The following is a 24977-nucleotide window of genomic DNA, read 5'->3' on the forward strand; positions in this document are numbered from 1 at the left end:
GGCCGGCCCGTGTGGCCGGAAGCGGCCCGGATATCGGGCTGATCACTCCAGGAAATCGCCGTCCACATATACCCAGGCACCCTCGTGCCGGGCGAAGCGGCTCCGCTCGTGCAGGGCGCCCCGCTCGCCCCGCTGGGTGAAGCGGGCGCGGAAGGTGACGGTGCCGGTGGTGTGGAACGGGCTGCCGTCGGTGGCGTCCAGGATCTCCAGCCCGGTCCATCGCATCACGGGGTCGGGCGCCGCGCCCGAGGGGCGGGTGGCGGGATCCCAGGTCCTCAGCAGATACGGCTCGTCGCGCACGGCGAAGGCGCTGTAGCGGGACCGCATCAGCAGCTCGGCGGTGGGCGGAGTGGCGGTTCCCGCGTGGAACCGCCCGCAGCACGCGCCATACATGGCCGGCAGCCCGCAGGGGCAGGGCGAGGCGGCGGTGACGGCCGGCTGGTCGGATCGAGCGGGGCGGCTGGGGCGTGCGGTGCGTCGGGCCATGTCCTCATTCTGCCCGCGGCGGGCGTGCGGTCCGGCGATGATCGTTCCATGAGCACCGAACCCTCCGAACCCGCCGCGTCCACCGAACCCGTCGCTCTGAGCCAGGCCCTCGGCTCGTTCGACGCGCTGTGGAGCCCGCGCATCGTGACCCGCGTCAACGACTACGACGTACGGGTCGCCAAGGTCGCCGGCGACCATGTCTGGCACGTCCACGACGACACGGACGAATTCTTCCAGGTCCTCGAAGGGGAGCTGCTGATCGCGCTGCGCGAGGACGGCGGCGAGCGGACCGTCACCCTCCCCCGCGGCTCGGTGTTCGTCGTGCCGCGCGGCGTCTGGCACAAGCCGTCGTCGGCGCAGGGCGCGGCACTGCTGCTGTTCGAGCCGAGCGGCACCCTGACCGTCGGGGACCGGCACGACGAGGTGCCCGGCCATGTCGACGCGACGACGGGACATGCCCTCTGACCGGGGCCGGGTCCTGAGAGCCTGTCGGATGACCTCTGAGCCTCAGCCGGCGAAGGGCGTGCCGGGCAGGCCCTGCCCCGCGTCCGGCAGGACCAGCAGCGAGCCGGAGAGCGGGTGCGGGCGCTCGATGCCCGTACGGGCCGAGGTGATGTAGAGATCCCGCAGCCCGGGACCGCCGAAGGCGCAGGAGGTGGGGCGGCGTACGGGCAGCACGACGGTACGGTCCAGCTCACCGCGCGGGGTGTAGCGACGGATCTGCCCGCCGTCCCAGAGGGCGACCCAGACACAGCCGTCGGCGTCGACGGTGAGCCCGTCGGGGTAGCCCGCTCCGCGCTCGACGGTGGCCAGCGTGGACCGGTCCGCCAGGCGTTCGCCGTCCGCGCGGAAGCGGTCGATACGGCGGGTGGGGCTGTCGATGTAGTACATGGTCCGGCCGTCGGGGCTCCAGCCCGTGCCGTTGCCGACGGCGACGGTCAGCGCTTCGGTGACCGCGCCGTCGGGCGCCACCCGGATCAGGGCGCCGCCGCCGGCCGCCTCGTCGTCGCGCATGCTCCCGGCCCAGAGCGATCCGTCGGGGGCGACGGCCGCGTCATTGCCGCGGCGGCCGGGCACCGGGTCGTGGACCAGCCAGGAGAACGTCGTCCCGTCAGGGCCGTACAGGCCGATGCCGTCCCGGAGGTTGACCACCAGACCGCCGCCGGCGCGTGGCGCGGCCGCGCCGACGTGCTGTCCGGTGGCCAGGACCGTACGGCGGCCGCCGGCCGGATCGTAGGTGTGGACGCGCGAGGAGAGTATGTCGACCCAGATCAGCCGGCCGGCCGCGGCGCACCAGGTGGGGCCCTCGCCGAGGCGGGCCTCGGCCCGTACGGCGACCTCGGCCCTCACGGCCGGCCCCGGTGGCCCAGCCGTACGGAGAGCGCGTCCGCGCCCTTCGCGGCGAGTTGGGCGAGTTCGGCCTCGCGCTCGTCGCTCCAGCGGCTCATCGGCACGGAGATGGACAGGGCGGCGACGACCCGGCCCGAGCTGTCCCGTACCGGCGCGGCCACACAGCTCACATCGGGGTTGGACTCGCGGTGCTCCGCGGCCGTGCCGCGCTCCCTGATGTCCGCCAGCTCGGCGCGCAGCACATCCGGATCGGTCACGCTGTTGGGCGTCATCGCGGTGAACTCGTGGTCGGCGATGCGGACTTCCAGCTCGGTCTCGGGCAGTGAGGCGAGCAGCATCTTGCCGACCGAGGTGCAGTGGGCGGGCAGCCGGCGTCCGGCGGCGGAGACCATCCTGACCGCGTGGGTGGAGTCCACCTTCGCGATGTAGATGACGTCGGTGTCCTCGAGGATGGCGACATGGACGGTCTCGTCGCAGGTCTCGGCGACCTCGCGGGCGACCTGTTCGCCCTCGGCGGCGAGGTCGAGCTGTTCCGCGTACCGGCTGCCGAGCTGGTAGGTGCGTACGCCGAGCCGGTAGCGGCCGGGCTGTCCGGGGACGGGCACCACGTAGGAACGGGCGGCGAGGGTGGTGAGCAGTTCGTGCACGGTGGTGCGCGGCAGTTGAAGCCTGCGGATGACATCGGGCGCGGAGAGCGTGCCGTCGCCCTCCAGGAACAGTTCGAGTATGTCCAGGGCCCGCGTCACCGCGGGGACCAGCCGTCCCATGGCCGACCACCCCCATCCTGTTCGGTACTTCGGCCACTGGCCGGAATGACGAACACAGGCTAACCGGCGCGCAACCCATTGACACCCCTCGGACTGCCTGAATACGGTCACGCCACGATTTCGAACGTGTGACGAAATATCGAACACACCCTAGGGACAGCCGCCTTGCGCATTACGGGAATCAGCACACATGTCGTCGGTACGCCCTGGCGTAACCTCACCTACGTTCTCGTCCACACCGACGAGGGGCTCACCGGTGTCGGTGAGACGCGGATGCTCGGCAGGACCGACGCGCTGCTCGGCTATCTGCACGAGGCGGAGGCCAACCACATCGCCGGGTCCGATCCGTTCGCGGCCGAGGATCTCGTACGCCGGATGAAATACGGCGACTTCGGGCGTGCCGGCGAGATCGTGATGTCGGGCATCGCCGTGGTGGAGATGGCCTGTTGGGACATCAAGGGCAAGGCGCTCGGCGTACCGGTCTGGCAGCTGCTGGGCGGCAAGGTCACCGACCGGGTCAAGGCGTACGCCAACGGCTGGTACACCACCGAGCGCACCCCGGAGGCGTACCACAAGGCGGCGGAGGCGGTCGTCGAGCGCGGCTACCGGGCCCTGAAGATCGACCCGTTCGGCACCGGGCACCTGGAGCTGGACCGGGCGGCGACCAACGACGCGGTGGCGCTGATCGAGGCGGTACGGGACGCGATCGGGCCCGACACCGAACTGATGCTGGAGATGCACGGGCGGTTCAGTCCGGCGACGGCGGTCCGGCTGGCGCGCGAGATGGCGCCGTACGCCCCGGCCTGGCTGGAGGAGCCGGTCCCGCCGGAGAATCTCAAGGCGCTGAGCAAGGTCGCCGAGAAGGTAGACCTGCCGATCGCGACCGGCGAACGGATCCATGACCGGATCGAGTTCCGTGAGCTGTTCGAGTCGCAGGCCGCCGACATCATCCAGCCGGACCTGGGGCACATCGGCGGCATTCTGGAGACCCGGAAGCTGGCCGCGACCGCCGAGACGCACTACACGCTCATCGCGCCGCACAATGTCGGCGGGTCCGTCCTGACCGCGGCCAGTCTTCAACTGGCCGCCTGCACACCGAACTTCAAGATCCTTGAGCACTTCAACGACTTCGCGGACGCGGAGATCAAGAAGGTGGTCCGCGGCGCTCCGCGGGTCGATCCCGCCACCGGCTGTTTCGAGATCTCGCACGCGCCGGGTCTCGGGGTCGAGTTCGACGTGGAGGCCGCCGCCGAATTCCCGCAGCAGCGGGCGCGGTTCGACCTGTGGGCCGAGGGCTGGGAGAAGCGTGACCCGAAGGCGCCCCGATGACCAGCAGGGCGGTCGTCGTCGACCGTCCCGGCGTCCATCGGCTGGTGAGCGGCGCCGAGCCCGAGCCGGGCCCCGGCGACGTGCGGGTGCGAGTCGCGGCCGCCGGTATCTGTATGAGCGACCGCGAGGTGTACGACGGCCGTCGCGACGCGGCCTATGTCCGCTACCCGGTGACGCCGGGGCACGAGTGGTCGGGGACCGTCGAGGCCGTCGGCGAGGGCGTGGCACCGGAGCTGATCGGCCGCAGGACCGTCGCCGAGGGGTTCCGCGCCTGCGGGAGGTGCGCCCGGTGCCGAGGCGGCGACACGTCGCTTTGTACTGCCGGCTACGACGAGACCGGCTTCACCCGCCCGGGTGCCTTCGCCGACCATGTCGTCGTGCCCGCACGGCTGTTGCATCCGCTCGCCGATGACGCCGATCTGCGGGCCGCCGCCCTGCTGGAGCCCGCCGCGGTGGTGGCCGCGGCCGTACGGTCCAGCCGCCCGGAGCCGGGCGAGCGGATCGCGGTGGTGGGGGCCGGGACACTGGGGCTGCTCGCCGTGCAGCTGCTCGCCGCCTCCTCCCCCGGTGAGCTGGCGGTGATCGACCCGCGTACCGAACGGACGCGGCTTGCACGGGCGTTCGGGGCAACCGTGGCCTGCGCCCCCGAGGAGGCCGAGACCTCGCACGGGCGCTACGACCTGGTCGTGGAGACGGCCGGGGCGCCGACCACGGCCGCCTCCTCGTGTCTGCTGGCGCGGCGCGGCGGCCGGGTGGTGCTCACCGGGATGTTCGCACCGGGCGCGACCGGTATCGATCCGGTGCATCTGTCACTGAGCCAGCTGACGGTACGGACCGTCTTCGGGGCGTCCTCCGCCGCCTGGTCCTTCGCCGTACGGGCGTTCACCACCGGACTGCTCGACCCCGCGCCGCTGGTCACGCACGAATTCCCGCTGGAGCGGTACGCCGAGGCCGTGGCGCTGGTCGGCGGGGGTGATCCCGGCACCGGAAAGGTGCTGCTGCGCCCCTGACCGGGCCGCGCCCGCCGGCGTACCGGCGCATGCCGGCCACTCCGAACCACGTTCGACCCACCGAACACGCCCGACCCGCAGGATCGAACAGAAGGACTCGTCCGTGACCGACGCATCAGCCCCCGGCCCCCGCCGCCCCGGCGAGCAGGCGCTCGCCGTGCTCGGCCTGGCCGCGCCCGACCACGACCCCGCGGACGCCTCCCCCCACACGTTCCCCGACGGCGGCCGCTGGCGCACCGAGATCCCGTCCGTCGAAGGGCCCGAGACCCTCGCCGAGGTCCTCGAGGAGTCCGCCCGTCTCGATGTGCCGGTCCACCGCGTCAGCCAGGGCAGCGGCGTCTGGATGCTCTCCGACGCCGACATCACCGAGATGGTGGACGCCTGCGCGGCCCGCGACATCGAGCTGTGCCTGTTCACAGGACCGCGCGGCACCTGGGACACCGGCGCCTCGGCCCGTACCGACTCCGGCGGCGCGGGACTGCGCGCCCGCGGACATGACGCCGTGGCCGGCTGCGTCGAGGACGCGCTGCGCGCGACGGAACTCGGCGTGCGGTGCTTGCTCGTCGCCGACGAGGGCGTCCTGTGGTCACTGCACCGGCTGCGCGCCCGCGGTGTGCTGCCCGCCGGCACGACGTTCAAGGTCTCGGCGCTGGTCGGTCCGGTCAATCCGGCGTCGTACGCGGTGTTCGAGCACCTCGGGGCCGATTCGATCAATGTCCCCTCGGATCTCACCCTCGCCCATCTCACCGAGATCCGCCGGACCAGCCGCGCCCCCATGGATCTCTATATCGAGGCCCCCGACGACCTCGGGGGCTATGTCCGGATGTACGAGACGGCGGAGCTGATCCGGCGCGGCGCCCCGCTCTATCTGAAGTTCGGCCTGTCCAGGTCCCCCGGCATCTATCCGTACGGCGCCCAGCTCCGCGACCTCGCCCTCAGCAGCGCCCGCGAACGGGTCCGCCGCGGACGGCTCGTCCTCGATCTGCTCATCCGGCACGGCGCCGACGGCGGTATGTCGCCGCTCGGCTCCCGGCTGCCGGGCCCCCTCAGCCGCTTCCCCCTCACCGACGACAAGGACTGATGCCCCATGCGTACCCGCCGAGCCGCACTCACCGTCACCGCCGTATCCCTGGTCCTCTCCCTCGCCGCCTGCGGACAGAGCAGCGAGGGCGGCAGCAAGGAGGAGAAGAAGGGCGGTGCGGGATCCACCGTCGGTATCGCGATGCCGACCAAGTCCTCGGAGCGCTGGATAGCCGACGGCGCCAACATGGTCACCCAGTTCAAGAAGCTCGGCTACAAGACCGACCTCCAGTACGGCGAGGACAACGTTGCCCAGCAGGTCTCCCAGATCGAGAACATGATCACCAAGGGTGTCGATGTGCTGGTGATCGCGGCCATCGACGGCCGGGCGCTCAGCGACGTCCTCCAGCAGGCGGCCGACAAGGACATCAAGGTGATCTCCTACGACCGGCTGATCCTCGGCACCGAGAATGTCGACTACTACGCGTCCTTCGACAACGAGAAGGTCGGTGTCCTCCAGGCCACGTATCTCCTCGACAAGCTCGGGCTGAAGGACGGCGGCGAGAAGGGCCCGTTCAACATCGAGCTGTTCGCCGGCTCCCCGGACGACAACAACACCCGCTACTTCTTTGACGGCGCGTGGAAGACCCTGAAGCCGTACATCGACTCGAAGCAGATCGTCGTCAGGAGCGGCCAGACCGACCTGGACCAGATCACCACCCTGCGCTGGGACGGCGGTACGGCGCAGAAGCGGATGGACGACCTGCTCACCAAGGCGTACGGCTCGCAGGACGTGGACGCGGTGCTCTCACCGTACGACGGCATCTCCCTCGGCATTCTCTCGGCGCTCAAGTCCGACGGATACGGGACGTCCGCCCAGCCGTACCCGCTGGTCACCGGGCAGGACGCCGAGGTCGCCTCGGTCAAGTCGATCGTCGCCGGCCAGCAGACGCAGACCGTCTACAAGGACACCCGGGCGCTCGCCAAGCAGGCCGTGCAGATGGCGGACGCCGTGCTGAACGACAAGAAGCCCCAGGTCAATGACGAGAAGACCTACGACAACGAGGTGAAGGTCGTCCCGGCCTATCTGCTGGACCCGGTCAGCGTCGACAAGTCCAACTACCAGGCGGTGCTGGTGGACTCGGGATACATCAAGGCGAGTGACCTGAAGTGAGCGCTCCCGTCCTGGAGATGCGCTCCATCGTGAAGACCTTCCCCGGGGTCAGAGCGCTCTCCGATGTCAGCCTCACGGTCGCCCCCGGCGAGGTGCATGCCATCTGCGGGGAGAACGGCGCGGGCAAGTCCACCCTGATGAAGGTGCTCAGCGGGGTGCATCCGCACGGGAGTTACGGGGGCGAGATCCTCTTCGAGGGCTCCCCCTGTGCCTTCAAGGACATCAGGGCCAGCGAGTCACAGGGCATTGTGATCATCCATCAGGAACTTGCCCTCATCCCCTACTTGTCGATCGCCGAGAACATCTTCCTCGGCAACGAGCACGCCACCCGGGGAATCATCAGCTGGAACGAGACGCTCAAGCACGCCGCGGCGCTGCTCAAGCGGGTGGGTCTGGACGAGCGTCCGCAGACCCGGGTCGCGGACATCGGTGTCGGCAAACAGCAGCTCGTGGAGATCGCGAAGGCCCTCGCCAAGAAGGTGAAACTGCTGATCCTGGACGAGCCGACAGCCGCACTGAACGACGGCGACAGCGCTCAGCTGCTGCGCCTGATCCTGGAGTTGAAGGCGCAGGGCATCACCTCGATCATCATCTCGCACAAGCTGAACGAGATCGCCGAGGTGGCCGACTCCGTGACGGTCCTGCGGGACGGCAGGACCATCGAGACCCTCGATGTGAAGGCCGGGACGACCACCGAGGACCGGATCATCCGGGGCATGGTCGGCCGTGACCTCGACCACCGTTTTCCCGAACGCACCCCCTACGAGGGCGATCCCGGCGCACAGCCCGCGCTCGACGTGCGCGACTGGACCGTGCACCACCCCATCGACCAGCAGCGCAAGGTCGTCGACGGCGTCTCGGTCCATGTCCGCAGGGGCGAGATCGTCGGTATCGCGGGGCTGATGGGCGCGGGCCGTACAGAGCTGGCGATGAGCGTCTTCGGGCGCGCGTACGGCCGCAACATCAGCGGGACCGTCCGCAAGGACGGCCGGGAGATCCGGACGAGAACGGTGCCGGAGGCGGTCGGACACGGCATCGCGTACGTCACCGAGGACCGCAAGCAGTACGGACTCAATCTCATCGACACCATCGGCCGGAACATCACGCTGGGCGCCCTGTCCAAGGTGGCCCGGCGCGGGGTGGTCGACGAGCACGAGGAGACCCGGGTCGCCGAGTCGTACCGGAAGAGCATGAACATCAAGGCGCCGACCGTCTTCGAGCAGGTCGGCCGGCTCTCCGGCGGCAATCAGCAGAAGGTCGTCCTGAGCAAATGGATCTTCGCGGGCCCCGATGTGCTGATCCTCGACGAGCCCACCCGCGGTATCGACGTCGGCGCGAAGTACGAGATCTACACCGTCATCGACCAGCTCGCCGCGCAGGGCAAGGCCGTTGTCTTCATCTCCTCCGAACTCCCCGAGCTGCTCGGTATGTGCGACCGCATCTACACGATGGCGGCCGGCCGGCTCACCGGTGAGATCCCCCGGGCGGAGGCGACCCAGGAAGTCCTGATGCGCCACATGACCAAGAACACGAGGTAGTCGACATGGGTCCGGTCACCACCGACACACCGAAGGGCGACACACCCAAGGACGCCCCACGGGCGCCCGCGTCCTCACGCGCCGCCACGGGGGCGCTGCTGCTGGAGGCCGCGCGCCGCAATATGCGGCAGTACGGCATGCTCATCGCGCTCGGGCTGATCGTCGTGCTGTTCCAGATATGGACCGACGGCGTGCTCCTCAAGCCGAACAACGTCACCAATCTGGTGCTGCAGAACGGCTACATCCTGGTCCTCGCCATCGGCATGATGATCGTCATCATCGCGGGCCACATCGATCTCTCCGTCGGCTCGCTGGCCGCGTTCGTCTCCGCCGCCTGCGCGGTGATGATGGTCGAGCACAAGATCCCCTGGGTGCTCGCCCTGGTCCTGGGGCTGCTCATCGGCGCGGTCGCCGGGGCCTGGCAGGGATTCTGGATCGCGTACGTCGGCATCCCGTCGTTCATCGTCACGCTCGCCGGAATGCTGCTCTTCCGCGGCGGCACACAGATCTTCCTCGGCTCACGCTCGCTCGGCCCGTTCCCCGAGGGCTTCCAGAAGATCTCGACCGGCTATCTCCCCGAGCTCGGCCCGGCCACCAACTACCACAATCTGACGCTGCTGCTGGGTCTCGCGCTGCTGGCCTTCGCGCTGTTCCAGGAGGTCAGGGACCGGCGCCGGCAGCAGGCGTACGACCTGGAAGTCCTCCCCCGCAATCTCTTCCTCCTCAAGTGCGCGGCGCTGGCCGCGGCCGTCCTCGCCTTCACGATGACGCTGGCCAGCTACCGCGGGGTGCCGATCGTCCTGCTGCTGCTCGCGGCGCTGCTCATCGGCTTCGGCTACGTCATGCGCAACGCCGTCGTCGGCCGTCATGTCTACGCACTGGGCGGCAACCGGGCCGCGGCGAAGCTCTCCGGGGTCAAGGACAAGCGCGTCACGTTCCTGGTCTTCGTCAACATGGGCGTGCTCGCCGCCCTCGCCGGAATCGTCTACGCGGCCCGGCTCAACGCGGGCGTACCGCAGGCCGGGATCAACTTCGAGCTGGAGGCCATCGCGGCGGCGTTCATCGGCGGCGCGTCCATGAGCGGCGGTGTCGGCACGGTATTCGGCGCGATCATCGGCGGGCTGGTCCTGGGCGTGCTCAACAACGGCATGTCGCTGGTCGGCATCGGCACCGACTACCAGCAGGTCATCAAGGGGCTGGTGCTGCTGGCCGCGGTGGGCTTCGACGTGTGGAACAAACGCAGGGTGGGGGCCTGACCCGGCCCCGGCGGAACCGCGCGCGGCGCCGCAGCACACCTGAAAGTGCTGCGACGCCGCGCGCCCCTGCGCCACTACGGCTTGCGTGCCACGCCCGCGTACCCGGGGATCGGCTCGTCACCGGGGACCGGCACGACCTCACCCAGCTCGGGACGCCAGTCGGCGGCCAGTGAGACACCCGGCTCGATCAGATCCAGGCCCTTGAAGAACGCGGCGAACTCGTCGCGTGACCGCGGGGCCAGGGTGAGACCCCGCCGCTCGTACAGCTCCGTGGCCTGGTCCGCGCTCAGCGGGTCGAAGTCCCCGGTGACATGGGAGAGGACCAGATAGCTGCCGGACGGCAGCGGATCCAGCAGCCGGCGCACCAGTTCATGCGCGCCGTCCGCGTCCGAGATGAAGTGGAGCAGCGCGACGAGGGAGAGCGCCACCGGGCGGCTGAGATCCAGGATCTTTCCCGCTGCCTCGATGATGGTCTCCGGCTCGCGCGCGTCGGCCTGGACGTACTCCGTGAGGCCCTCCGGGGTACTGCGTAACAGGGCCTCGGCGTGCCGCAGGACTATCGGGTCGTTGTCGGTGTAGACGATCCGGGAGTCCGGGGCCACCTGCTGGGCGATCTGGTGGAGATTGGGCTCGGTCGGGATGCCCGTACCGATGTCCAGGTACTGGCGCACACCGCCCTCGGTGCCCAGCCAGCGGGTGGCGCGGTGCATGAACGCGCGGTTGACCCGGGCCATGTCAGGACCCCTGGCATCCAGCGCGAGAAGCTGCTGCGCCATTTCCTCGTCCACCGGGTAGTTGTCCTTGCCACCCAGGAGCCAGTCGTACACCCGGGCCGGGTGCGGCTTAGTGGTGTCGATACGGTCATATCCGGCCATGTGCGCTCCAGTCTCAGGGTCGGTGAGCAAGCTCTGTGGAACAGATGAAGCGTGTCGGACCATGCGCTGCGCAGCTGGTGCGGATCCGGCGGCAGCCGGATCCGGAGCCGGATCGGGGTCCGGACCGGGTGAGGATCCGGATCAGGTGAGGAGGAAATCCGCCTGACCCGATTTGGCTCCCTGGATGAAGGCGGCGATCTCGCTGGTGGTGTAGATCAGTGCGGGGCCGTCAGGGTCGGCGGACTGGCGTACGGCGACTCTGCCGTCGGCCAGCTTCATGGCCTCGATGCAGTTGCCGCCATTGCCGCCGCTCCACGGCTTGTGCCAGCCTTCGGTGCCGAGATCGGCGGCGGGCATGCCGTTGTATATGGGATCCATTCACAGCTCCTTGCGGACATCCTTGAGGATCTCCTTCGTGCGTTGTGCAGTTGCGGCCTGGGCCGCCATCCGGTCCATGACCTCCAGATGAGTGGCCACCTCGGGACGCGCGTCGAGATAGACGGCACCGGTCAGGTACTCGCTGTAAACCATGTCCGGCAGTTCCGGTACGGCGAAGCGGAAGATCACGAACGGCCCGTAGGTACCGGGATGGTGTCCGCTCGAGAATTCCGCGATCTGCAGGGTCACATTGGACAGGGTGGAGGCGTCGATGAGCCGGTCGATCTGCTCCCGCATGACGTCCGGGCTGCTCCCCACGGGGCGGCGCAGCACGGTCTCATCCATGATCACCCAGAATTTGGGCGCGTCGGTACGGGTGAGGAGGGACTGACGCTCCATACGGAGCGCCACATGGCGTTCGATGTCCTCCGGCCGGGCCTGCCCCACGGCGCCGGCGTTCATGACGGAACGTGCGTACTCCTCGGTCTGGAGGAGTCCGGGGACGAAATGCGGCTCGTACGTCCTCAGCAGGGCGGCAGCGCCCTCCAGGCTGACGTACATGCTGAACCAGTCCGGCAGGATGTCGTGAAAGCGCTGCCACCAGCCGGGCTTGTTGGCCTCCTCGGTGAGTTCGACGAAGGCCGCGGCCTCGTCCTCAGGAATCCCGTAGGCCTTGAGCAGCACCTGTACATAGGGAATCTTGAGGGCGACCTCCGCCGTCTCCATCCGTCGTATCGTGGCGGGAGCCACGCGGAGGAGCTTGGCGGCCTCCTCGCGTTTCAGGCCGCACCGCTCACGCAGATCTTGCAGGCGTCTGCCGAGTACGACCTGACCCACGGTCGGGGCGGACCGCGGTTCACTCACTTTGGGACCTCCCCACGCGCGTTTGTTCAGCAGTCTGCCATGCCTCCACGACGAAGAACACGCCACTCTGAATTTTTCAGAGTGCTACTTGCCAAGTGTCCTCGGCGGGTGGAGAGTGGATCGGTGAACCAGTTCACGCGGTTCCCGCGCTCTGCCCAGAGAGAGGTATTGCGCATCACCGCTGCTCCCCCCACCGTTAGGATCGGTCGTGGCACCTGGTAACGCGCTCACCTCAAAGCTCATCACCCTGTGCCCGGAGAACGTCGTACGCCGCTACGGATTCGAACTACCGGCACGGGCGGAATCGGTCGGCCGAGCCAGAAAGCTCGCGTACGACCGGCTCGCCCGGTGGGGCATAGACGACGAGGCCTGCGAAACCGTGGTGCTGGTCGTCTCCGAACTCGTCACCAACGCGATCGTGCACGCGGCGGGCGACCATGTCGTCTGCGAGATACGCGAAGGCAAGGGTCATCTGCGGATCGCCGTGGAGGACCAGGGATACGGTCCGACGGGGCCGCAGATGCGCCGCACCTCCGAGGGCGAGGGCGGCCGCGGTCTGTTCCTCATAGATTCCATGTGCAGCGGCTGGGGAGCCCACGACACATCGGGATACGGCCCCGGCCGCGTCGTCTGGGCCGAGCTGCCGCACGGAGCGGGGCAGCCGTGCTGAGGACCGCGCTGCACCGCATCACGCGCGGCCTGCGCGGCGATTACCCCGGCCATGTCGAACTGCCCCTGCCGCCCACCCTCCCGGCGTCGCTGGGCTGTGACGCGGTGGGCGTCCCGGCCCGGCACGGCTTCCGGCTCATGGCACGGCTGCCGAGGACGGGCTGCGTCTTCGCGGACGCCGAGTGGTGGTGGTGGATCGTCCCCGCGGGCTCCGACCTCGATCTGACCTGGCCGTCACCGGCGCGCTATGTCGCCGGGACGAGCGTGCCCGCGGTGCATCCGAAGCTGATCCACTGGCCCGACGCCCCGACGCCGTACACCCCGCCGATCCCGTTCTACCTCATGGTCTGCCAGCTCGCCGGTACGGCGCCGGCCTGGACCCAGGACGGCGCGGGGACGGTCCCCGTGCTGAAGGGACTGCCGAGCGGGCCGAAGGGGCGCGGTGCTGTCGAGAGGGAGGACGCGCGCAGGGTCGCGCGGTCCGAGTGATCTGAGCCGGGCCGCGAGCCGCCGTCCGAGCTTGTCGCTTGTCCTAGCCCGTCTGAGCCGAGGGTGTCTTCCTCGGCTCAGCCACCGGCCGCGCCACCCGCCGACCAGGTCGCCTCGTCCGCTGCCAGTAGCTCCTTCATCCGCGCCGGTGGCGGCAACGGCCCGTGGTCCGCGGTGACGCGCAGTGCCGACGCCGCCGTCAGATGGCCGAGGCGCAGGGCTCGTACCGGGTCGTCGGACTGCCGCGAGGCCGCCAGGAAGCCCGCGGCGAAGGCGTCCCCCGCGCCCACCGGTTCGACCACGTCGACCGCCAGGGCGGGGACCGTGTACGGCGTCGGGCCTACGAAGGCCGTGGCCGCGCGGGAGCCGTCCTTGACCACCAGCGTCCCCGGGCCGGGCAGCAGCCCGCGGACCGCCGCGGCATCCGTCAGGCAGTCGCCCCACAGCGCCTGGGCCTCGTCGAGACCGACGAAGACGATGTCGGCGCGGCCGGCGAGAGAGAGCAGTACCTCGGCCGCCGACCCGTCCCGCCAGAGTGCCGGGCGGTGGTTCACGTCGAAGCTGACGGGGTACGGCCGGCCCGGCGACAGCGCCTCCTCCACCAGGGCGCGGCAGGACGCCGACAGGGCCGGGGTGATGCCGGTGAGATGGACAAGTCCGGCGCCCCGTACGGCTTCTCCGTGCAGCAGCTCCGGCGTGAGGGCGGAGGCGGCGGAGCCCCGCCGGTAGTAGAGGACACGGGTGCCGTCCGGACCGGGGTCCTTGATCAGCAGGCCCGTCGGGCGGGTGGGATCGGTCCGTACACCGGCGACATCGACGCCGAAGGCGGCGACCCGCTCCCGTACCCGCCGCCCGAACGGATCGTCGCCGAGCGCGGACACCCAGCGCGCGGGCACACCGTGGTCGGCCAGATACATCGCGACGTTCGACTCGGCGCCCGCGATGTCGAGGCGGAGCAGATCCGCGGTGTCGAGCGGGGCGGTCGGGTCGGGCGCCAGGGCCGCCATCGTCTCGCCGACACAGACGACCGGCCCCGGCCGCGTCGGCCGGGCCGCACTCATGACGCGTCCGCCAGCGGCCCGGAGCCGGATGCAGGTCCTTGTCCCGGCCCGGGTTCCGATCCGTGCCCCGGCCCGAGCTCCGGCCCGGTTTCCGGGCGGTACGGCGCCGTCGGCAGGCCCGGCACCCCGACCCGTACACGGAAGACCGCGCCGTCGAGCGGGCCCGGCCGGGACAGGCCCGTCCGCGCGCTGGTGATGTACAGGGTGCGGCCGTCCTCGCCGCCGAGACAGACCCCGGCCGGCTGCTCGGCGGGCACCGGCACCACCCGGTCGAGCGTGCCGTCCGCCCGGTAGCGGTGGACGGCGCCCTTGCCCCAGACGGCGGTCCACAGGCCGCCCTCCGCATCGACGGCCATACCGTCGGGACTGCCGGAGCCGAGCGTCGCGAACAGCGACGGCTCACCCAGCTCCCCCGTCACCGGCTCGACCGGATACCTGCGGATGATCCCGCGGGCGCTGTCCGCGAGGAACAGGGTCGTGCCGTCGGCGGAGAACGCCGGACCGTTCGGCACGGTGATGCCGTCCAGCACCCGGGTCACCGCCCCGTCGCGGTCGACCCGGTACAGCGACCCCGCCCCGTCGACGGCGTCGTACGCCATGCTGCCCGCCCAGAACCGGCCGAGCGGATCGGCGGTCCCGTCGTTCATCCGCGTGGGCACGGACGCGGAATCCTCCGGACGCGCCAGCCACTCGGTCGTGCCGTCCGGGCCGATCAGGCAGATGCCGGTGCCCGCCGCGGCGATCCAATGGCCGGGGCGGCCCGCGACCGGGGCCACCGCGCCCAGCGGTACGGCCAGTTCGGCGAGGACGTCCAGCGAAGCCGGCGCGGAAGCCCCATGCGCCCCGTCGTCGCCGGCCGGGGCGGACAGCAGCCGTCCGGCCAGGATGTCGACGAGGACGATCCTGCCGTCGGTCCAGCGAATGCCCTCGCCCAGTTCCAGCCGGTCGGACCAGCAGGAGACCGGTGCGGGTGCGGTGTCGTTCATCGGCCGTCCTCCCCCGTCTCGCGTACGACATCGAGGAACTCACGTGCCCGCGTGCGCAGTTCGTCCAGACGTCCGCCGTCGGCCGCGTCGCCGATCAGCGGCGAGCCGACCCCCACCGCCACCGCCCCGTGGGCCAGATACTCCCGCCCGGCCGCCGCGTCCACTCCCCCGACGGGAACGAACGGCAGGCCGGGGAACGGTCCCCGCAGCGCGCGCAGATACCCGGGGCCGCCCGCCTGCGCGGCCGGGAAGATCTTGAGTGCCTCGGCGCCCAGCCGGATCGCCGACAGGATCTCCGTCGGGGTCATCACCCCCGCGAGGACCGGAAGTCCTAGCTCACGGGCCGCCGTGATGCCGTCGCTGACCGCCGGCGTGACGATGAAGTCCGCGCCGGCCCGGTGGGCGGCACGCGCGTCGTCGGCGCCGAGGACGGTGCCCGCGCCGAGCGGCGCGTCCGGACCGAGGGCGGCCCTGGCCCGGGCGATCACCTCCAGCGCGGCCCGGCCGCTGAGGGAGACCTCGACCAGGGCGATCCCCTCCTCGACCAGGGTCAGTACGGTCTTCAGCGCCGCGTCGGGGTCGTCGCCGCGCACGATGGCGACGAGACGGTGGGAGCGCAGGGCGGCCAGCAGATCCACGGGAGGGGTTCCTTTCCTGTTGGTACATAGGCGGCTTGGTACATAGGAGCGGCGCGTGGACTTACGAGCGCCGCGTCGCCGTCACGGTGAGCCGCCAGCGGACCTCGCCGGACGCCGGGACGCACGCGGCATCGCCCGCACCGGCCGCGGCCAGGTCGAAGACCCGGCCGAGCATCGGCTCGACGCCGATGGAGCGGTACGGCGCGTCCTCGGGGAAGCCGCCGAGGTTGCGCCACAGGGCGACGGAGACGGGCTGTCCCTCGGCCTCGACCGCCAGATGGAGCACATCCGCCCCGTCCTGTACGGACGCCTCCGCGACGTCGACCACCGCGCCCACGGCCGTACCGTCGTCCGGGCCCAGCCGGTCGAGCGGCACACCGTCGACCAGCGGCCAGGTTCCCGGGATCCAACGTGAACCGCCGTCGGGGTACAGCCGGACGGCCGCCCCCTCCGTCAGCTGGAGCCGTCCCTGATCCGAGACGTCCAGCAACGCGTGCGCGGCCCAGAGGAAGCGGTAGCCGGGCGCGGCGGAGAGCCGGTAGTCGACCACCGTCCGGTCCGGCACGTCCGTACGGATACGCCGGGTGAGGCGGAAGTCCGGGCAGTCGACGGACTCCTCACCGCGGGCCGGCCGCCCCGGCCGTTCGCCGTCCCGCCCTCCGGACCGCCCGCCGGACCGGATCCAGGGCCGCGCCCAGGCGTCCCCGTGGTCGGGTGTCCCGCGCACGGTCGGAACGCACTCCTCCAGACCGCCCGCGTCGGCGAAAGCGTCTCCGGGCCGGACGCCCGCCCTGCGCGGCTCGTCGCGGTGCCACAGCCACTCCCGGCAGCCGCCGTCACCCGCGGTCAGTGAGGTCCAGCGCCCGCCGTGCGCCGGGTCAGTGACGATCGTCGCTCCGGACACGGTCTCCCTCACCATTCCGCGAACGAGCCGTCCGCGTGCCGCCACACCGGATTGCGCCAGGCGTGGCCCGTACGGTCGGCGGCGCGGACCGCCTGCTCGTCGATGGTGATGCCGAGCCCCGGCAGATCGCTCCGGCGGGCCTGCCCGTCGGTGAAGCGGAACGGCTCGGTGTCCATGAGGTAGGAGAGCAGGTCGGCCTCCTTGTTGTAGTGGATGCCGCGGCTCTGCTCCTGGATGAGGAAGTTCGGCGTGCAGAAGGCCAGTTGGAGGCTGGCCGCGAGGGCGATCGGCCCGAGCGGGCAGTGCGGGGCGAGCTGCGCCCCGTACGTCTCGGCGAGCGAGGCGATCCGGTGGACCTCCGAGATACCTCCGGCGTGCGAGATGTCCGGCTGGGCGACGGCGATGCCCGCGGCCAAGGCGGGCAGGAACTCGGCCCGCCCGTAGAGCCGTTCGCCCGTCGCGATGGGCACGGGGCTCGCCGCCACCAGTGCGGGTAGCAGATGCCCCTGCTCAGGCAGGAGCGGCTCCTCCGCGAACAGCGGGTGGAGCGGGGCTATTTCGTGCAGCACCCTGCGGGCACTGGCCGGGCTGAACCGGCCGTGGAAGTCGACGGCCACGTCCCGGTGCGGCCCGAGGGCCTCACGCGCGGCGGCCACCCGGTCCACCACGGCCGCTGTCTCGGCGGGCGTGGTGATCGGTGAGGTGCGCCCCGCCGCGTTCATCTTGACCGCGGTGAAACCCGCCTCGACCTGTGCGGCGATCTCCTCCGTGAGCCGGTCGGGTTCGTCGCCGCCGACCCACGCGTACACACGGACCGAGTCCCGTACGGGCCCGCCGAACAGGGCGTGCACGGGCGCGCCGTACGCCTTGCCCGCGATGTCCCACAGCGCCTGGTCGATCCCGGCGACGGCGCTGGACAGCACGGGTCCGCCCCGGTAGAAGCCACCCTTGCTCAGTACCTGCCAGTGGTCCTGGATCCGCAGGGGGTCCTGGCCGACGAGATACTCGGCGAGGACGTCGACCGCCGCGCGTACCACCTCGGCCCGCCCCTCGACCACCGGCTCGCCCCAGCCGACCAGGCCCTCATCGGTCTCCACCCGGCAGAACAGCCAGCGGGGCGGAACGAGGAACGTTTCGACGCGGACGATCTTCACTTCGCCTCGGAGCCTTTCGTGTGGGGGGTGCCATGGACCTTGTCGAGGTCGCGTACCGCCTGGTCGAGCAGGGCGCGCATGGCCTGTTCCGCCGCGTCCTGGTCCCTCGCCCGTACGGCGTCCAGGACGGCCCGGTGGCTGGGCACGGGATCCTCGCCGTGCGGAGAGCTGTGCACGATCTGGTCGCGGTGGGCGAGTCCCGACTCGATGACCATCTCCATGCGTTCCAGCAGTTCGTTGTGGGTGGCGGCGAGGAGCGCGCGGTGGAAGGCGAGGTCGGCCTCGACGGCGTGGGCGGCTCCGCCGTCCCCCTCCCCCATCGCCGTCAGCGCCGCTTCCAGCTCCGCCAGGTCGGCGTCGGTACGGCGCTCGGCGGCCAGCCGCACGGCGGCCGGCTCGATGATCCCGCGGACCTCGCCGAGGTTGCGCAGCAGCCCGAGGTCGGCGTCGGCGCTGGAGCCGCCGGCGAACTGCCAGCGCAGCACGTCCGCGTCCAGGAGGTTCCAGTCGGCGCGGGCTCTGACGAACGTGCCGCGCTTCTGCCGTGCGTCGACCATCCCCTTGGCCGCGAGCACCTTCAGCGATTCGCGCAGCGCGGTCAGACTGACGTCCAACTCACTCTGCAACGCCACGAGATCGAGTGTCGCCCCCTCGGGAATCTCCCCGCTGAGCACCCGGCGCGCAAGAGTCTCCACGGTCTGGCCGTGCACTCCGCGGCGCGCGTATGGCGTCATGTCGTTCTGCCTTTCTGCTGGTCGGGTTCGGTACGGCGGTCGGACGGGCCGGTGGTCGGACGGGTGCGCGGTCCGCCGGCGCGCGGCGGTCAGGCCGAGGCCTTCACGACGCTCCAGCCGCCGTCCACGAGCAGGCTCGATCCGGTGATGTACGAGGCTTCCCCGGCCGCGAGGAAGGCGATGGCGGCGGCGACCTCCTCGGGCCGTCCGAAGCGGCGTGCCGCGGTCTCGGCGACGCTGCGTTCCCGGTCCTCCTCGGGCACCCGGTCCCAGGCGGCGGTGAGGATCGGCCCCGGCAGTACGGCGTTGACCCGTACCTCGGGGCCGTACTCGACGGCAAGCTGTCCGCAGAGCGAGAGCAGCGCGCCCTTGGAGGCGGCGTAGGCGGGGTGGCCAGGGATGCCCTTGTGCGCGTGGACGGAGGAGGTCAGCACCACCGCGCCGCGCTGCTCGCGCAGATCGGGCAGGACGGCCTTGAAGCCGAGGAATCCGCCGGTGAGATTGACGGCGAGCTGCCGCTCCCAGGAGGCCAAGGACATCTCGTGGGCGGCGGCGACCTCCACGGTGTAGGCGTTGCTGACGAGCACGCCGACGGGTCCGAAGCGGTGTGCCGCGGCGACGATCCGCTCCCAGTCACCCTGGTCGGCGACGTCCGCCGGGACGAATACGGCGCTGCCGCCGTCCTCGCGGACGCGCGCGGCGACGGCTTCCCCGCGCTCCGTGGCGACATCGGCGAGGACGACTGCGGCGCCTTCGGCGGCGAGGCGCCCGGCGGTGGCGGCGCCGATGCCCGAGGCGGCTCCGGTGACCACGGCGACGTGGCCGGTGAAGCGGGCGGTTCCGTTCATGCGGCGGGTCGACTCCTTGGGGTTCGAGGGCGCCTCGCGGCGTCCTGGCGACTTTAATGACTGCGCAGGCCGGTGACCGCGCGAGCCGTGGACGGGCTACTGCCTTTCCAGGACGACCAGTTCCGCGTCGTACCGCTCGGTCCAGGCGAACGGGAGTCCGTAATGGACCAGATGGGCCCCGCTGTAGACGGTGCCGGACGCCGTGTCCAGATAACGACCCGTCAGATTCAGCCCCCGCAGGCGCAGTCGGGCCGGCCGGCCCGGCACGAGCGGTGCGCCGTCGAGGCGGCCGGTGTTCAGGGCGGTGACCACGACCCGGCCGCCGCCCGGCTCCTCGTACTGGACTCCGCAGGTCGCGTCCGCCGGGGTGTTGAGCAGCCGCGCCTCTCCCTGGTGGACGACCTCGCGGATCTCCTTGTAGCGGGCGATCCACCGCGCCGCCTCGGTGCGCTGTTCGGGCGACCAGGTACGGATGTCGGCGCCGATACCGAGCACTCCGGCCATCGCGTTGACGAAACGGAAGCCGAGCGAGCGCGGCCGCGGGTCGAAGATTCCGGGGGCGTCGGTGACCCAGGAACTCATGGTGTGCGGGGCGTGGGCGTGCAGATAGCCGTACTGGATGGAGAGCCGGTCGAGCGGCGCCGTGTTGTCGCTGGGCCACACCACATCCGTACGGGCGATCGTGGCGTGCTCGATCCGGGCGCCGCCGCCCGCGCAGCCCTCCACGGTGACCCGCGGGTGGTGGGTCCGCAGATGGTCGAGGACCCGCAGATAGCCGGCGACGTGCGCGGCGTCGAGGTCCTGCTCCTCGACGGGGCCGCCGCCCGGGCGGCCGCGTTCGGTCGGCGGGCGGTTCATGTCCCACTTGAGATAGCTGATGGCGTGGTCGCCGAGGAGCCGGTCGAGGGTGGCGAGGACGAAGTCCTGCACGTCCTCGCGGCCGAGGTCGAGCAGCAGCTGGTTGCGTACGAGCGTGGCGGGGCGGCCCTCGACGCGGTAGACCCACTCCGGGTGTTCCGCGTACAGGGCGGAGGCGGGGCTGATGGCCTCCGGCTCGACCCAGAGGCCGAAGTCCATGCCCAGATCGCGGACCTGGGCGATGAAGTGGTCGAAGCCCTCGGGGAAGGACGCCGGGTCCGGGTACCAGTCGCCGAGGCCGCCGGTGTCGTCGGCCCTGCCGGGGAACCAGCCGTCGTCGACGACGAAGAGTTCGGCGCCCAGTCCTGCGGCGATCCGCGCCAGCTCCAGCTGGCTCGCCGCCTCGACGTCGAAGCCGGTGGCCTCCCACGAGTTGTAGAGGACCTTGCGTGGGCGGTTCATACGGTCGCCGGTGAGGCGTCGCTCGTAGCGGTGCCAGACCCGGGCGAGACCGTCGAGTCCTTCCGGGCTGAAGGCGCAGGCGAGCCGGGGGGTGGTGAGGGTGGCGCCCGGCGCGAGCCGTACGGCGCCTTCGTGGGGCAGCCGGCCCGCGCGGACGCGGACCGCTCCTCCTGGCTCGGCGTCGGTGGTGATGTGCCAGCTGCCCGACCACTCCAGGGCGACGCCGTAGGTGGGCGTGGCAGCTCCGTCGGGGTTCGCGGCGTCCTGGACGGCGAGCCAGGGCGCGTACGCGTGGCCGGGGACGGCCTGGGTGGCGGCCATCTCGAACCGGCCGCGGGTCAGTTCGAGCTGGGTGCGCTGGAACTCCTGGGACCACTGGCCGGTGAGATACGTGAGCCGGGCGCCGCCGCCGGCGGGGATGTTCACGGCGGCGGAGTCGAAGCGCTCCAGGCGCAGTTCGTCGTCGCCGGTGCAGGTCAGCTCGGTCCAGCGGAGGATCACATCGGTGCCGGGGACGCTCTCGTAGCAGAGCGCCGCCGCCAGTCCGAGCGTCTCGTCGGTGAAGACCAGCCGCAGCGCGCGGTCGTCCTCATGCGTGGCTCCGGTGAACCGCCACCACACGCCGCGCTCCTCGCCGGGGCGCTGGGCGACCAGGTCGGCGCCGGTGAACGGCCGCAGCCCGTACGGGATGTACTCGGCGGGCGCGGCGTCGGCCGGGGTGATGAAGTGCGTACGGCGTGACCAGTCGAGCGGCGAGGGACCGGTCTCCACTCCGTGCGGGCCCCAGGCGATCAGCTCGGCCCACCGTCCGTCTCCGGCGAGCGCGACCGCGTAGGTGGTGTTCTCGGTGCGCAGGATCCACCGGTCGTGCGAGGTCACTTGACTGCTCCCAGATTGAGTCCGGCCACGAAATGGCGCTGGAACCGGAGGAAGACGAGAACGGTCGGGGCCGCGGCGATGACCGAGCCGGCCGCGATGACGTTCCACATGGAGACGTACTGGCCCTGGAGTCCGATGAGGGAAGCGGTGATGGGCATCTGACTGTCCGTCCGCAGCACGGTGATCGCCCACAGCAGATCGTTGAAGATCCAGGTGAAGGAGAGGGCGCTCAGCGCGGCGAGGGCGGGCGTGGCCAGCGGCATGATGATGCGCCGGTAGATCTGCCAGGGGCTCGCGCCGTCGATGACCGCGGCCTGCTGGATCTCGGGCGGGATGGACCGCATGAAACCGTGCAGGACGAAGACGTAGAAACCGACGCCGAAGCCGACCTGGACGCCGATGAGCGCGTACAGCGAATCGTAGATCCCCAGCATCTCGCTGAGCTTGGAGACCGGGATCAGCAGGATCTGCGGGGGCAGCAGATTGCCGCCGAGCATCAGGAGCAGCAGCGTACGGCGGCCCGGCAGGTCGTAGCGGCTGAGTCCGAACGCGGCCATCGAGGCGAGGGCGAGCGACAGCAGCACGGCGGGGACGGTGACCAGCAGGCTGTTGATCAGTGCGCGCTGCTGGCCGCCGTCCACCCAGGCCTGGCGGAAGCCGTCCAGGGTGAAGGAGTGCGGCAGGCTGCCCAGGCCGTTGGCGGCGATGTCGTCGAAGGACCGGGTGCTGGTGACGAGCACGAGAGCGATCGGCACCAGCCAGAGCAGCGACAGGAGGCCGGCGCTGAGGTGGAATCCCGCGGTGGCCAGCCGGCGGCGGGCGGGACGGCCGGCGCGCGGCCGCGGCCCGGGGGCCGGCTCCCGCTGCTCGACGGCCGGCGCGGAGGCGTGGGTGACGGTCATCAGTCGGCCTCCCGGAAGGCGCGGACGAGATAGGAGGCGATGACCCCGAAGGCCAGCACGAAGATCACGACCGCGAGGGCGGAGCCGTATCCCAGCCGCAGCGACTGGAACGCGGTGGAGTACATGTACGTACTGAGCAGTTCGGAGGAGTGGTAGGGGCCGCCGCGGGTGAGCGCCCAGACGACATCGAACGAACGCAGCGAGTCGATGACGATGACCGACAGGACGACGGCGTTGACGCTGCGCAGCTGCGGCATCGTGATGTGACGGAACTGCTGCCGGCGGGAGGCGCCGTCGACCTTCGCCGCCTCGTAGAGCACCGGGTCGATGCCCTTGAGCCCGGCGAGATAGAGCACCATCACATACCCGATCTGGCGCCACAGGGCGGGCACGATCACGGCGTAGAGCGCGGTGTCCTGGTCGGCGAGCCAGGCGTGGGTGAGGCTGCCGAGCCCGATGCCTTCGAGTATCTGGTTGATCAGACCGTCCGGCTGGTACATCGCCTGCCACACCAGCGCCGTGGCGACCAGCGAGAAGACGACCGGGAGGAAGAGCGCGGCCCGGTAGAAGCCGACCCCGCGCCGCTCCTGCTGGAGCAGCAGGGCGGCGCCGAGGCCGAGGATCGCGGAGAGCCCGCCGAAGAGGACCAGCCACAGCACGGTGTCGATGACGGCCGTACGGAAGACGCTGTCGCCCAGCAGTTCGCGGAAGTTGCCGAGCCCGATGAACTGCGGGGCCGAGATACCGTCCCACTTCGTGAGGGAAAGGTAGAAGCCCTGGACGGCCGGCCAGAACACCCAGAACGCCTCGGCCAGCAGCGGTACGAGGACGAAGGCGAGCACCACGGGCGGAACCCGGGTCGCTCCCTTTTTCCGGCTCGCCCCCGGCCGCCGCCGGGTCGCGGTGAGCACCGCCATCTCACTGACTCCAGATCTTCTGCGCGTCCCGCTGCCAGGTCGTGAGGATCGAGCCGATCTCCTTGGGCCTGGCGAGATACCGGGTGAGCGCGGTGTCCGCGGCGGGCTGCAGGGCGTCGCTGGAGTCCCGGTTGAAGAACTGGGTGACCTCCTCGGCGCTCTCGACCAGCGCGCGGCCCTTCTTGACCAGCGGGGTTCCGCTGTCCTTGGCGTCGGGGTGGGTGGGCAGCGCGGTGCCGGAGGAGGCCTGGATGTATATCTCCTGCGCCTCGGCGGTGGCGAGGTAGCGCATGAACTCCTTGACCTCGTCCTTGCGGCTGGTGCGGGCGCTGGCGAAGAAGCCGTCGGTGGGCGCTTCTTCGGCCATCGGGATCTTCGGGTCGATGACCGGGAAGCGGAAGAAGTCGATGTCGTCCAGCGCGCCCTTCGGGGCGGAGTCCGCGAAGAAGGTACCGATCAGCATCATGCCGGTACGGCCCTGGAGGAGGGCGGTGGTGGCCTCCTGGAAGGGGAGGGCCGTGCCATTGGGGTCGAAGTACGGCAGGGCCTCGTTCCACCGGTCGAAGACCTTGCGGACCTCCGGGTCGTCGAAGCGGCGCTTGCCGGCGAGCAGGTCGCGGTGGTAGGTCGCACCGTTGACGCGGATGTTGAGGTAGTCGAACCAGGAGGAGGCCACCCAGGCGGTGTTGCCACCGGCGCCGATCCCGATCGGTGCGACGCCCTTGGACTTGAGCGTGTCGCACAGGCCGAGGAACTCGTCCCAGGTCTTGGGCTCCTTGACGCCCCACTTGGCGAAGTTCGACTTCCGGTAGAAGACGCCCCACCAGTAGTAGGAAGTGGGGACGAACACCTTCGCGCCGGCCGACGAGGTGCAGAGCTTGCTCAACGCGTCGGTGTAGCCCGCCAGTTCCGGCTTGGTCCAGATGTCGCTGACGTCGAGCAGCAGGTCCTTCCTGGCGTACGAGTCCGCGACGGATCCGGGGTACCAGGTGTAGAGGTCCGGCGGGATGGCGGAGGTGAGGTACCTCGGGAGCTGGGTGCGGAAGGTCTCGGAGGCGACGGTGTTGAGCTGGGCCTTCGCACCGCCGCGCTTGTTGAACGCCGCGACGACGTTCTGGGTGGCCGCCTCGGCCTGCGGTGAGGAGAGGTTGGACTGCAGGGTGACCGCGCCGCCCGACGTGGTCTTGCCGGTCGAGGTCGAGGTGACACAGCCGCTCATCAGCGCGGCGGCGCCGACGGCGCCCGCGCCCGCGAGGAACCGGCGGCGGCTGGGTTCTGAGGTGATCATGGAAGAACTCCCTATACGCCCACGGAACGGAGCCCGGCCCCCTGACGGCCGGGCTCTCGTTCGGCGGGAACAGACTGACGCGGCGGTGGAGCAGCGTCAAGATTAATTACTAATTTATTTCCGAACGGGATGGACGGCGCG

25 protein-coding genes and 1 pseudogene are annotated in these 24977 nt (G+C 70.7%); 9 read left to right on the top strand and 17 right to left on the bottom strand.

Translation table 11 applies throughout. The annotated features are described in order from the left end of the window. Nucleotides 1-42 precede the first annotated feature (42 nt). On the bottom strand, nt 43-486 hold the full coding sequence (locus tag ACFVWW_RS05100; RefSeq protein WP_386875996.1) for a YchJ family protein: 444 nt from the start codon (nt 484-486) through the stop codon (nt 43-45). A gap of 48 nt (nt 487-534) precedes the next feature. Between ACFVWW_RS05100 and ACFVWW_RS05105 the strand changes: the two genes are divergently transcribed. Next, nucleotides 535-951 (top strand): cupin domain-containing protein, encoded by a 417-nt coding sequence (locus tag ACFVWW_RS05105; protein WP_386875998.1) that lies wholly within the window; start codon nt 535-537, stop codon nt 949-951. A 42-nt stretch (nt 952-993) separates the two neighbouring features. On the opposite strand, the gene ACFVWW_RS05110 is transcribed toward ACFVWW_RS05105, so the two are convergent. Both ACFVWW_RS05110 and ACFVWW_RS05115 read right to left on the bottom strand, forming a co-directional pair. Then, nucleotides 994-1836 (bottom strand): SMP-30/gluconolactonase/LRE family protein, encoded by an 843-nt coding sequence (locus ACFVWW_RS05110; protein ID WP_386876000.1) that lies wholly within the window; start codon nt 1834-1836, stop codon nt 994-996. After that, nucleotides 1833-2603: an IclR family transcriptional regulator gene (locus ACFVWW_RS05115; RefSeq protein WP_384186589.1), complete on the bottom strand. Its 771-nt coding sequence runs from the start codon at nt 2601-2603 to the stop codon at nt 1833-1835. The genes ACFVWW_RS05110 and ACFVWW_RS05115 overlap by 4 nt, the downstream gene beginning before the upstream one ends. Nucleotides 2604-2768: 165 nt before the next feature. Here ACFVWW_RS05115 and ACFVWW_RS05120 point away from each other — a divergent pair, with 165 nt between their 5' ends. From ACFVWW_RS05120 to mmsB, 6 genes are all read left to right on the top strand, one after another. After that, nucleotides 2769-3932, top strand: a complete 1164-nt coding sequence (locus ACFVWW_RS05120) for a mandelate racemase/muconate lactonizing enzyme family protein (RefSeq protein ID WP_386876002.1) — start codon at nt 2769-2771, stop codon at nt 3930-3932. Further along, nucleotides 3929-4942: a zinc-binding dehydrogenase gene (locus ACFVWW_RS05125; RefSeq protein ID WP_386876003.1), complete on the top strand. Its 1014-nt coding sequence runs from the start codon at nt 3929-3931 to the stop codon at nt 4940-4942. Before ACFVWW_RS05120 ends, ACFVWW_RS05125 begins: the two co-directional genes overlap by 4 nt. A 103-nt stretch (nt 4943-5045) precedes the next feature. After that, nucleotides 5046-6023, top strand: coding sequence for a hypothetical protein (locus ACFVWW_RS05130; RefSeq protein ID WP_386876005.1), 978 nt, complete (start codon nt 5046-5048; stop codon nt 6021-6023). 6 nt (nt 6024-6029) lie between these two features. Beyond that, nucleotides 6030-7136 carry a multiple monosaccharide ABC transporter substrate-binding protein gene (chvE, locus tag ACFVWW_RS05135; protein ID WP_384186579.1) on the top strand — a complete coding sequence of 369 codons (1107 nt, stop codon included), beginning with the start codon at nt 6030-6032 and terminating at the stop codon, nt 7134-7136. Continuing rightward, complete coding sequence (mmsA, locus tag ACFVWW_RS05140) at nt 7133-8674, top strand: multiple monosaccharide ABC transporter ATP-binding protein (protein ID WP_384333319.1); 1542 nt, start codon at nt 7133-7135, stop codon at nt 8672-8674. Before chvE ends, mmsA begins: the two co-directional genes overlap by 4 nt. Before the next feature lie 5 nt (nt 8675-8679). After that, nucleotides 8680-9930 carry a multiple monosaccharide ABC transporter permease gene (gene mmsB / locus ACFVWW_RS05145; protein ID WP_384186573.1) on the top strand — a complete coding sequence of 417 codons (1251 nt, stop codon included), beginning with the start codon at nt 8680-8682 and terminating at the stop codon, nt 9928-9930. Nucleotides 9931-10004: 74 nt separating this feature from the next. On the opposite strand, the gene ACFVWW_RS05150 is transcribed toward mmsB, so the two are convergent. From ACFVWW_RS05150 to ACFVWW_RS05160, 3 genes are all read right to left on the bottom strand, one after another. Continuing rightward, complete coding sequence (locus ACFVWW_RS05150) at nt 10005-10805, bottom strand: SAM-dependent methyltransferase (protein WP_386876008.1); 801 nt, start codon at nt 10803-10805, stop codon at nt 10005-10007. Between the two features lie 141 nt (nt 10806-10946). Then, nucleotides 10947-11183: a DUF397 domain-containing protein gene (locus tag ACFVWW_RS05155; RefSeq protein ID WP_384186569.1), complete on the bottom strand. Its 237-nt coding sequence runs from the start codon at nt 11181-11183 to the stop codon at nt 10947-10949. Continuing rightward, the gene (locus tag ACFVWW_RS05160; protein ID WP_384333327.1) at nt 11184-12047 is read right to left on the bottom strand and encodes a helix-turn-helix domain-containing protein; all 864 of its coding nucleotides are present in this window, start codon (nt 12045-12047) and stop codon (nt 11184-11186) included. Nucleotides 12048-12255: 208 nt separating this feature from the next. On the opposite strand from ACFVWW_RS05160, the gene ACFVWW_RS05165 reads away from it, so the two are divergent. Together ACFVWW_RS05165 and ACFVWW_RS05170 are read left to right on the top strand one after the other, a co-directional pair. Beyond that, nucleotides 12256-12717 carry an ATP-binding protein gene (locus ACFVWW_RS05165; RefSeq protein ID WP_384333330.1) on the top strand — a complete coding sequence of 154 codons (462 nt, stop codon included), beginning with the start codon at nt 12256-12258 and terminating at the stop codon, nt 12715-12717. After that, a pseudogene (locus tag ACFVWW_RS05170) lies at nt 12711-13106 on the top strand (hypothetical protein); the annotation flags it as partial. The gene ACFVWW_RS05165 and the pseudogene ACFVWW_RS05170, both read left to right, overlap by 7 nt. A gap of 176 nt (nt 13107-13282) precedes the next feature. Here the strand turns inward: ACFVWW_RS05170 and ACFVWW_RS05175 are convergent. The 11 genes from ACFVWW_RS05175 to ACFVWW_RS05225 form a co-directional block, all read right to left on the bottom strand. After that, nucleotides 13283-14266: a sugar kinase gene (locus ACFVWW_RS05175; RefSeq protein WP_386876010.1), complete on the bottom strand. Its 984-nt coding sequence runs from the start codon at nt 14264-14266 to the stop codon at nt 13283-13285. Beyond that, the gene (locus tag ACFVWW_RS05180) at nt 14263-15252 is read right to left on the bottom strand and encodes an SMP-30/gluconolactonase/LRE family protein (RefSeq protein WP_386876011.1); all 990 of its coding nucleotides are present in this window, start codon (nt 15250-15252) and stop codon (nt 14263-14265) included. The genes ACFVWW_RS05175 and ACFVWW_RS05180 overlap by 4 nt, the downstream gene beginning before the upstream one ends. Next, nucleotides 15249-15890 (bottom strand): bifunctional 4-hydroxy-2-oxoglutarate aldolase/2-dehydro-3-deoxy-phosphogluconate aldolase, encoded by a 642-nt coding sequence (locus tag ACFVWW_RS05185; protein WP_386876013.1) that lies wholly within the window; start codon nt 15888-15890, stop codon nt 15249-15251. The genes ACFVWW_RS05180 and ACFVWW_RS05185 overlap by 4 nt, the downstream gene beginning before the upstream one ends. A gap of 61 nt (nt 15891-15951) precedes the next feature. Next, nucleotides 15952-16794, bottom strand: coding sequence for a hypothetical protein (locus ACFVWW_RS05190; protein WP_386876014.1), 843 nt, complete (start codon nt 16792-16794; stop codon nt 15952-15954). A gap of 8 nt (nt 16795-16802) precedes the next feature. Further along, nucleotides 16803-17948: a galactonate dehydratase gene (gene dgoD / locus ACFVWW_RS05195; RefSeq protein WP_386876016.1), complete on the bottom strand. Its 1146-nt coding sequence runs from the start codon at nt 17946-17948 to the stop codon at nt 16803-16805. Continuing rightward, nucleotides 17945-18682, bottom strand: a complete 738-nt coding sequence (locus ACFVWW_RS05200) for a FadR/GntR family transcriptional regulator (RefSeq protein WP_386876018.1) — start codon at nt 18680-18682, stop codon at nt 17945-17947. The genes dgoD and ACFVWW_RS05200 overlap by 4 nt, the downstream gene beginning before the upstream one ends. Before the next feature lie 89 nt (nt 18683-18771). Next, complete coding sequence (locus ACFVWW_RS05205; RefSeq protein ID WP_384186544.1) at nt 18772-19530, bottom strand: SDR family NAD(P)-dependent oxidoreductase; 759 nt, start codon at nt 19528-19530, stop codon at nt 18772-18774. 96 nt (nt 19531-19626) lie between these two features. Further along, nucleotides 19627-21729, bottom strand: coding sequence for an alpha-galactosidase (locus tag ACFVWW_RS05210; RefSeq protein WP_386876021.1), 2103 nt, complete (start codon nt 21727-21729; stop codon nt 19627-19629). Continuing rightward, entirely contained in the window at nt 21726-22631 is a 906-nt protein-coding gene (locus ACFVWW_RS05215) for a carbohydrate ABC transporter permease (protein ID WP_384333348.1), read from the bottom strand. The genes ACFVWW_RS05210 and ACFVWW_RS05215 overlap by 4 nt, the downstream gene beginning before the upstream one ends. Further along, on the bottom strand, nt 22631-23548 hold the full coding sequence (locus tag ACFVWW_RS05220; protein WP_384186537.1) for a carbohydrate ABC transporter permease: 918 nt from the start codon (nt 23546-23548) through the stop codon (nt 22631-22633). Before ACFVWW_RS05220 ends, ACFVWW_RS05215 begins: the two co-directional genes overlap by 1 nt. A gap of 1 nt (nt 23549) precedes the next feature. Next, the gene (locus ACFVWW_RS05225) at nt 23550-24836 is read right to left on the bottom strand and encodes an ABC transporter substrate-binding protein (RefSeq protein WP_386876023.1); all 1287 of its coding nucleotides are present in this window, start codon (nt 24834-24836) and stop codon (nt 23550-23552) included. Nucleotides 24837-24977 lie beyond the last annotated feature (141 nt).

It is taken from the genome of Streptomyces sp. NPDC058198 (genome assembly GCF_042882605.1).
GTDB lineage: Bacteria > Actinomycetota > Actinomycetes > Streptomycetales > Streptomycetaceae > Streptomyces.

What these genes read in the sequence shown, in the direction of transcription:
- ACFVWW_RS05100 (WP_386875996.1), bottom strand. Translation starts at nt 486, where the DNA reads ATGGCCCGACGCACCGCACGCCCCAGCCGCCCCGCTCGATCCGACCAG.
- ACFVWW_RS05105 (WP_386875998.1), top strand. Translation starts at nt 535, where the DNA reads ATGAGCACCGAACCCTCCGAACCCGCCGCGTCCACCGAACCCGTCGCT.
- ACFVWW_RS05115 (WP_384186589.1), bottom strand. Translation starts at nt 2,603, where the DNA reads ATGGGACGGCTGGTCCCCGCGGTGACGCGGGCCCTGGACATACTCGAA.
- ACFVWW_RS05125 (WP_386876003.1), top strand. Translation starts at nt 3,929, where the DNA reads ATGACCAGCAGGGCGGTCGTCGTCGACCGTCCCGGCGTCCATCGGCTG.
- chvE (WP_384186579.1), top strand. Translation starts at nt 6,030, where the DNA reads ATGCGTACCCGCCGAGCCGCACTCACCGTCACCGCCGTATCCCTGGTC.
- mmsB (WP_384186573.1), top strand. Translation starts at nt 8,680, where the DNA reads ATGGGTCCGGTCACCACCGACACACCGAAGGGCGACACACCCAAGGAC.
- ACFVWW_RS05150 (WP_386876008.1), bottom strand. Translation starts at nt 10,805, where the DNA reads ATGGCCGGATATGACCGTATCGACACCACTAAGCCGCACCCGGCCCGG.
- ACFVWW_RS05155 (WP_384186569.1), bottom strand. Translation starts at nt 11,183, where the DNA reads ATGGATCCCATATACAACGGCATGCCCGCCGCCGATCTCGGCACCGAA.
- ACFVWW_RS05175 (WP_386876010.1), bottom strand. Translation starts at nt 14,266, where the DNA reads ATGAGTGCGGCCCGGCCGACGCGGCCGGGGCCGGTCGTCTGTGTCGGC.
- ACFVWW_RS05180 (WP_386876011.1), bottom strand. Translation starts at nt 15,252, where the DNA reads ATGAACGACACCGCACCCGCACCGGTCTCCTGCTGGTCCGACCGGCTG.
- ACFVWW_RS05200 (WP_386876018.1), bottom strand. Translation starts at nt 18,682, where the DNA reads ATGACGCCATACGCGCGCCGCGGAGTGCACGGCCAGACCGTGGAGACT.
- ACFVWW_RS05205 (WP_384186544.1), bottom strand. Translation starts at nt 19,530, where the DNA reads ATGAACGGAACCGCCCGCTTCACCGGCCACGTCGCCGTGGTCACCGGA.
- ACFVWW_RS05215 (WP_384333348.1), bottom strand. Translation starts at nt 22,631, where the DNA reads ATGACCGTCACCCACGCCTCCGCGCCGGCCGTCGAGCAGCGGGAGCCG.
- ACFVWW_RS05220 (WP_384186537.1), bottom strand. Translation starts at nt 23,548, where the DNA reads ATGGCGGTGCTCACCGCGACCCGGCGGCGGCCGGGGGCGAGCCGGAAA.
- ACFVWW_RS05225 (WP_386876023.1), bottom strand. Translation starts at nt 24,836, where the DNA reads ATGATCACCTCAGAACCCAGCCGCCGCCGGTTCCTCGCGGGCGCGGGC.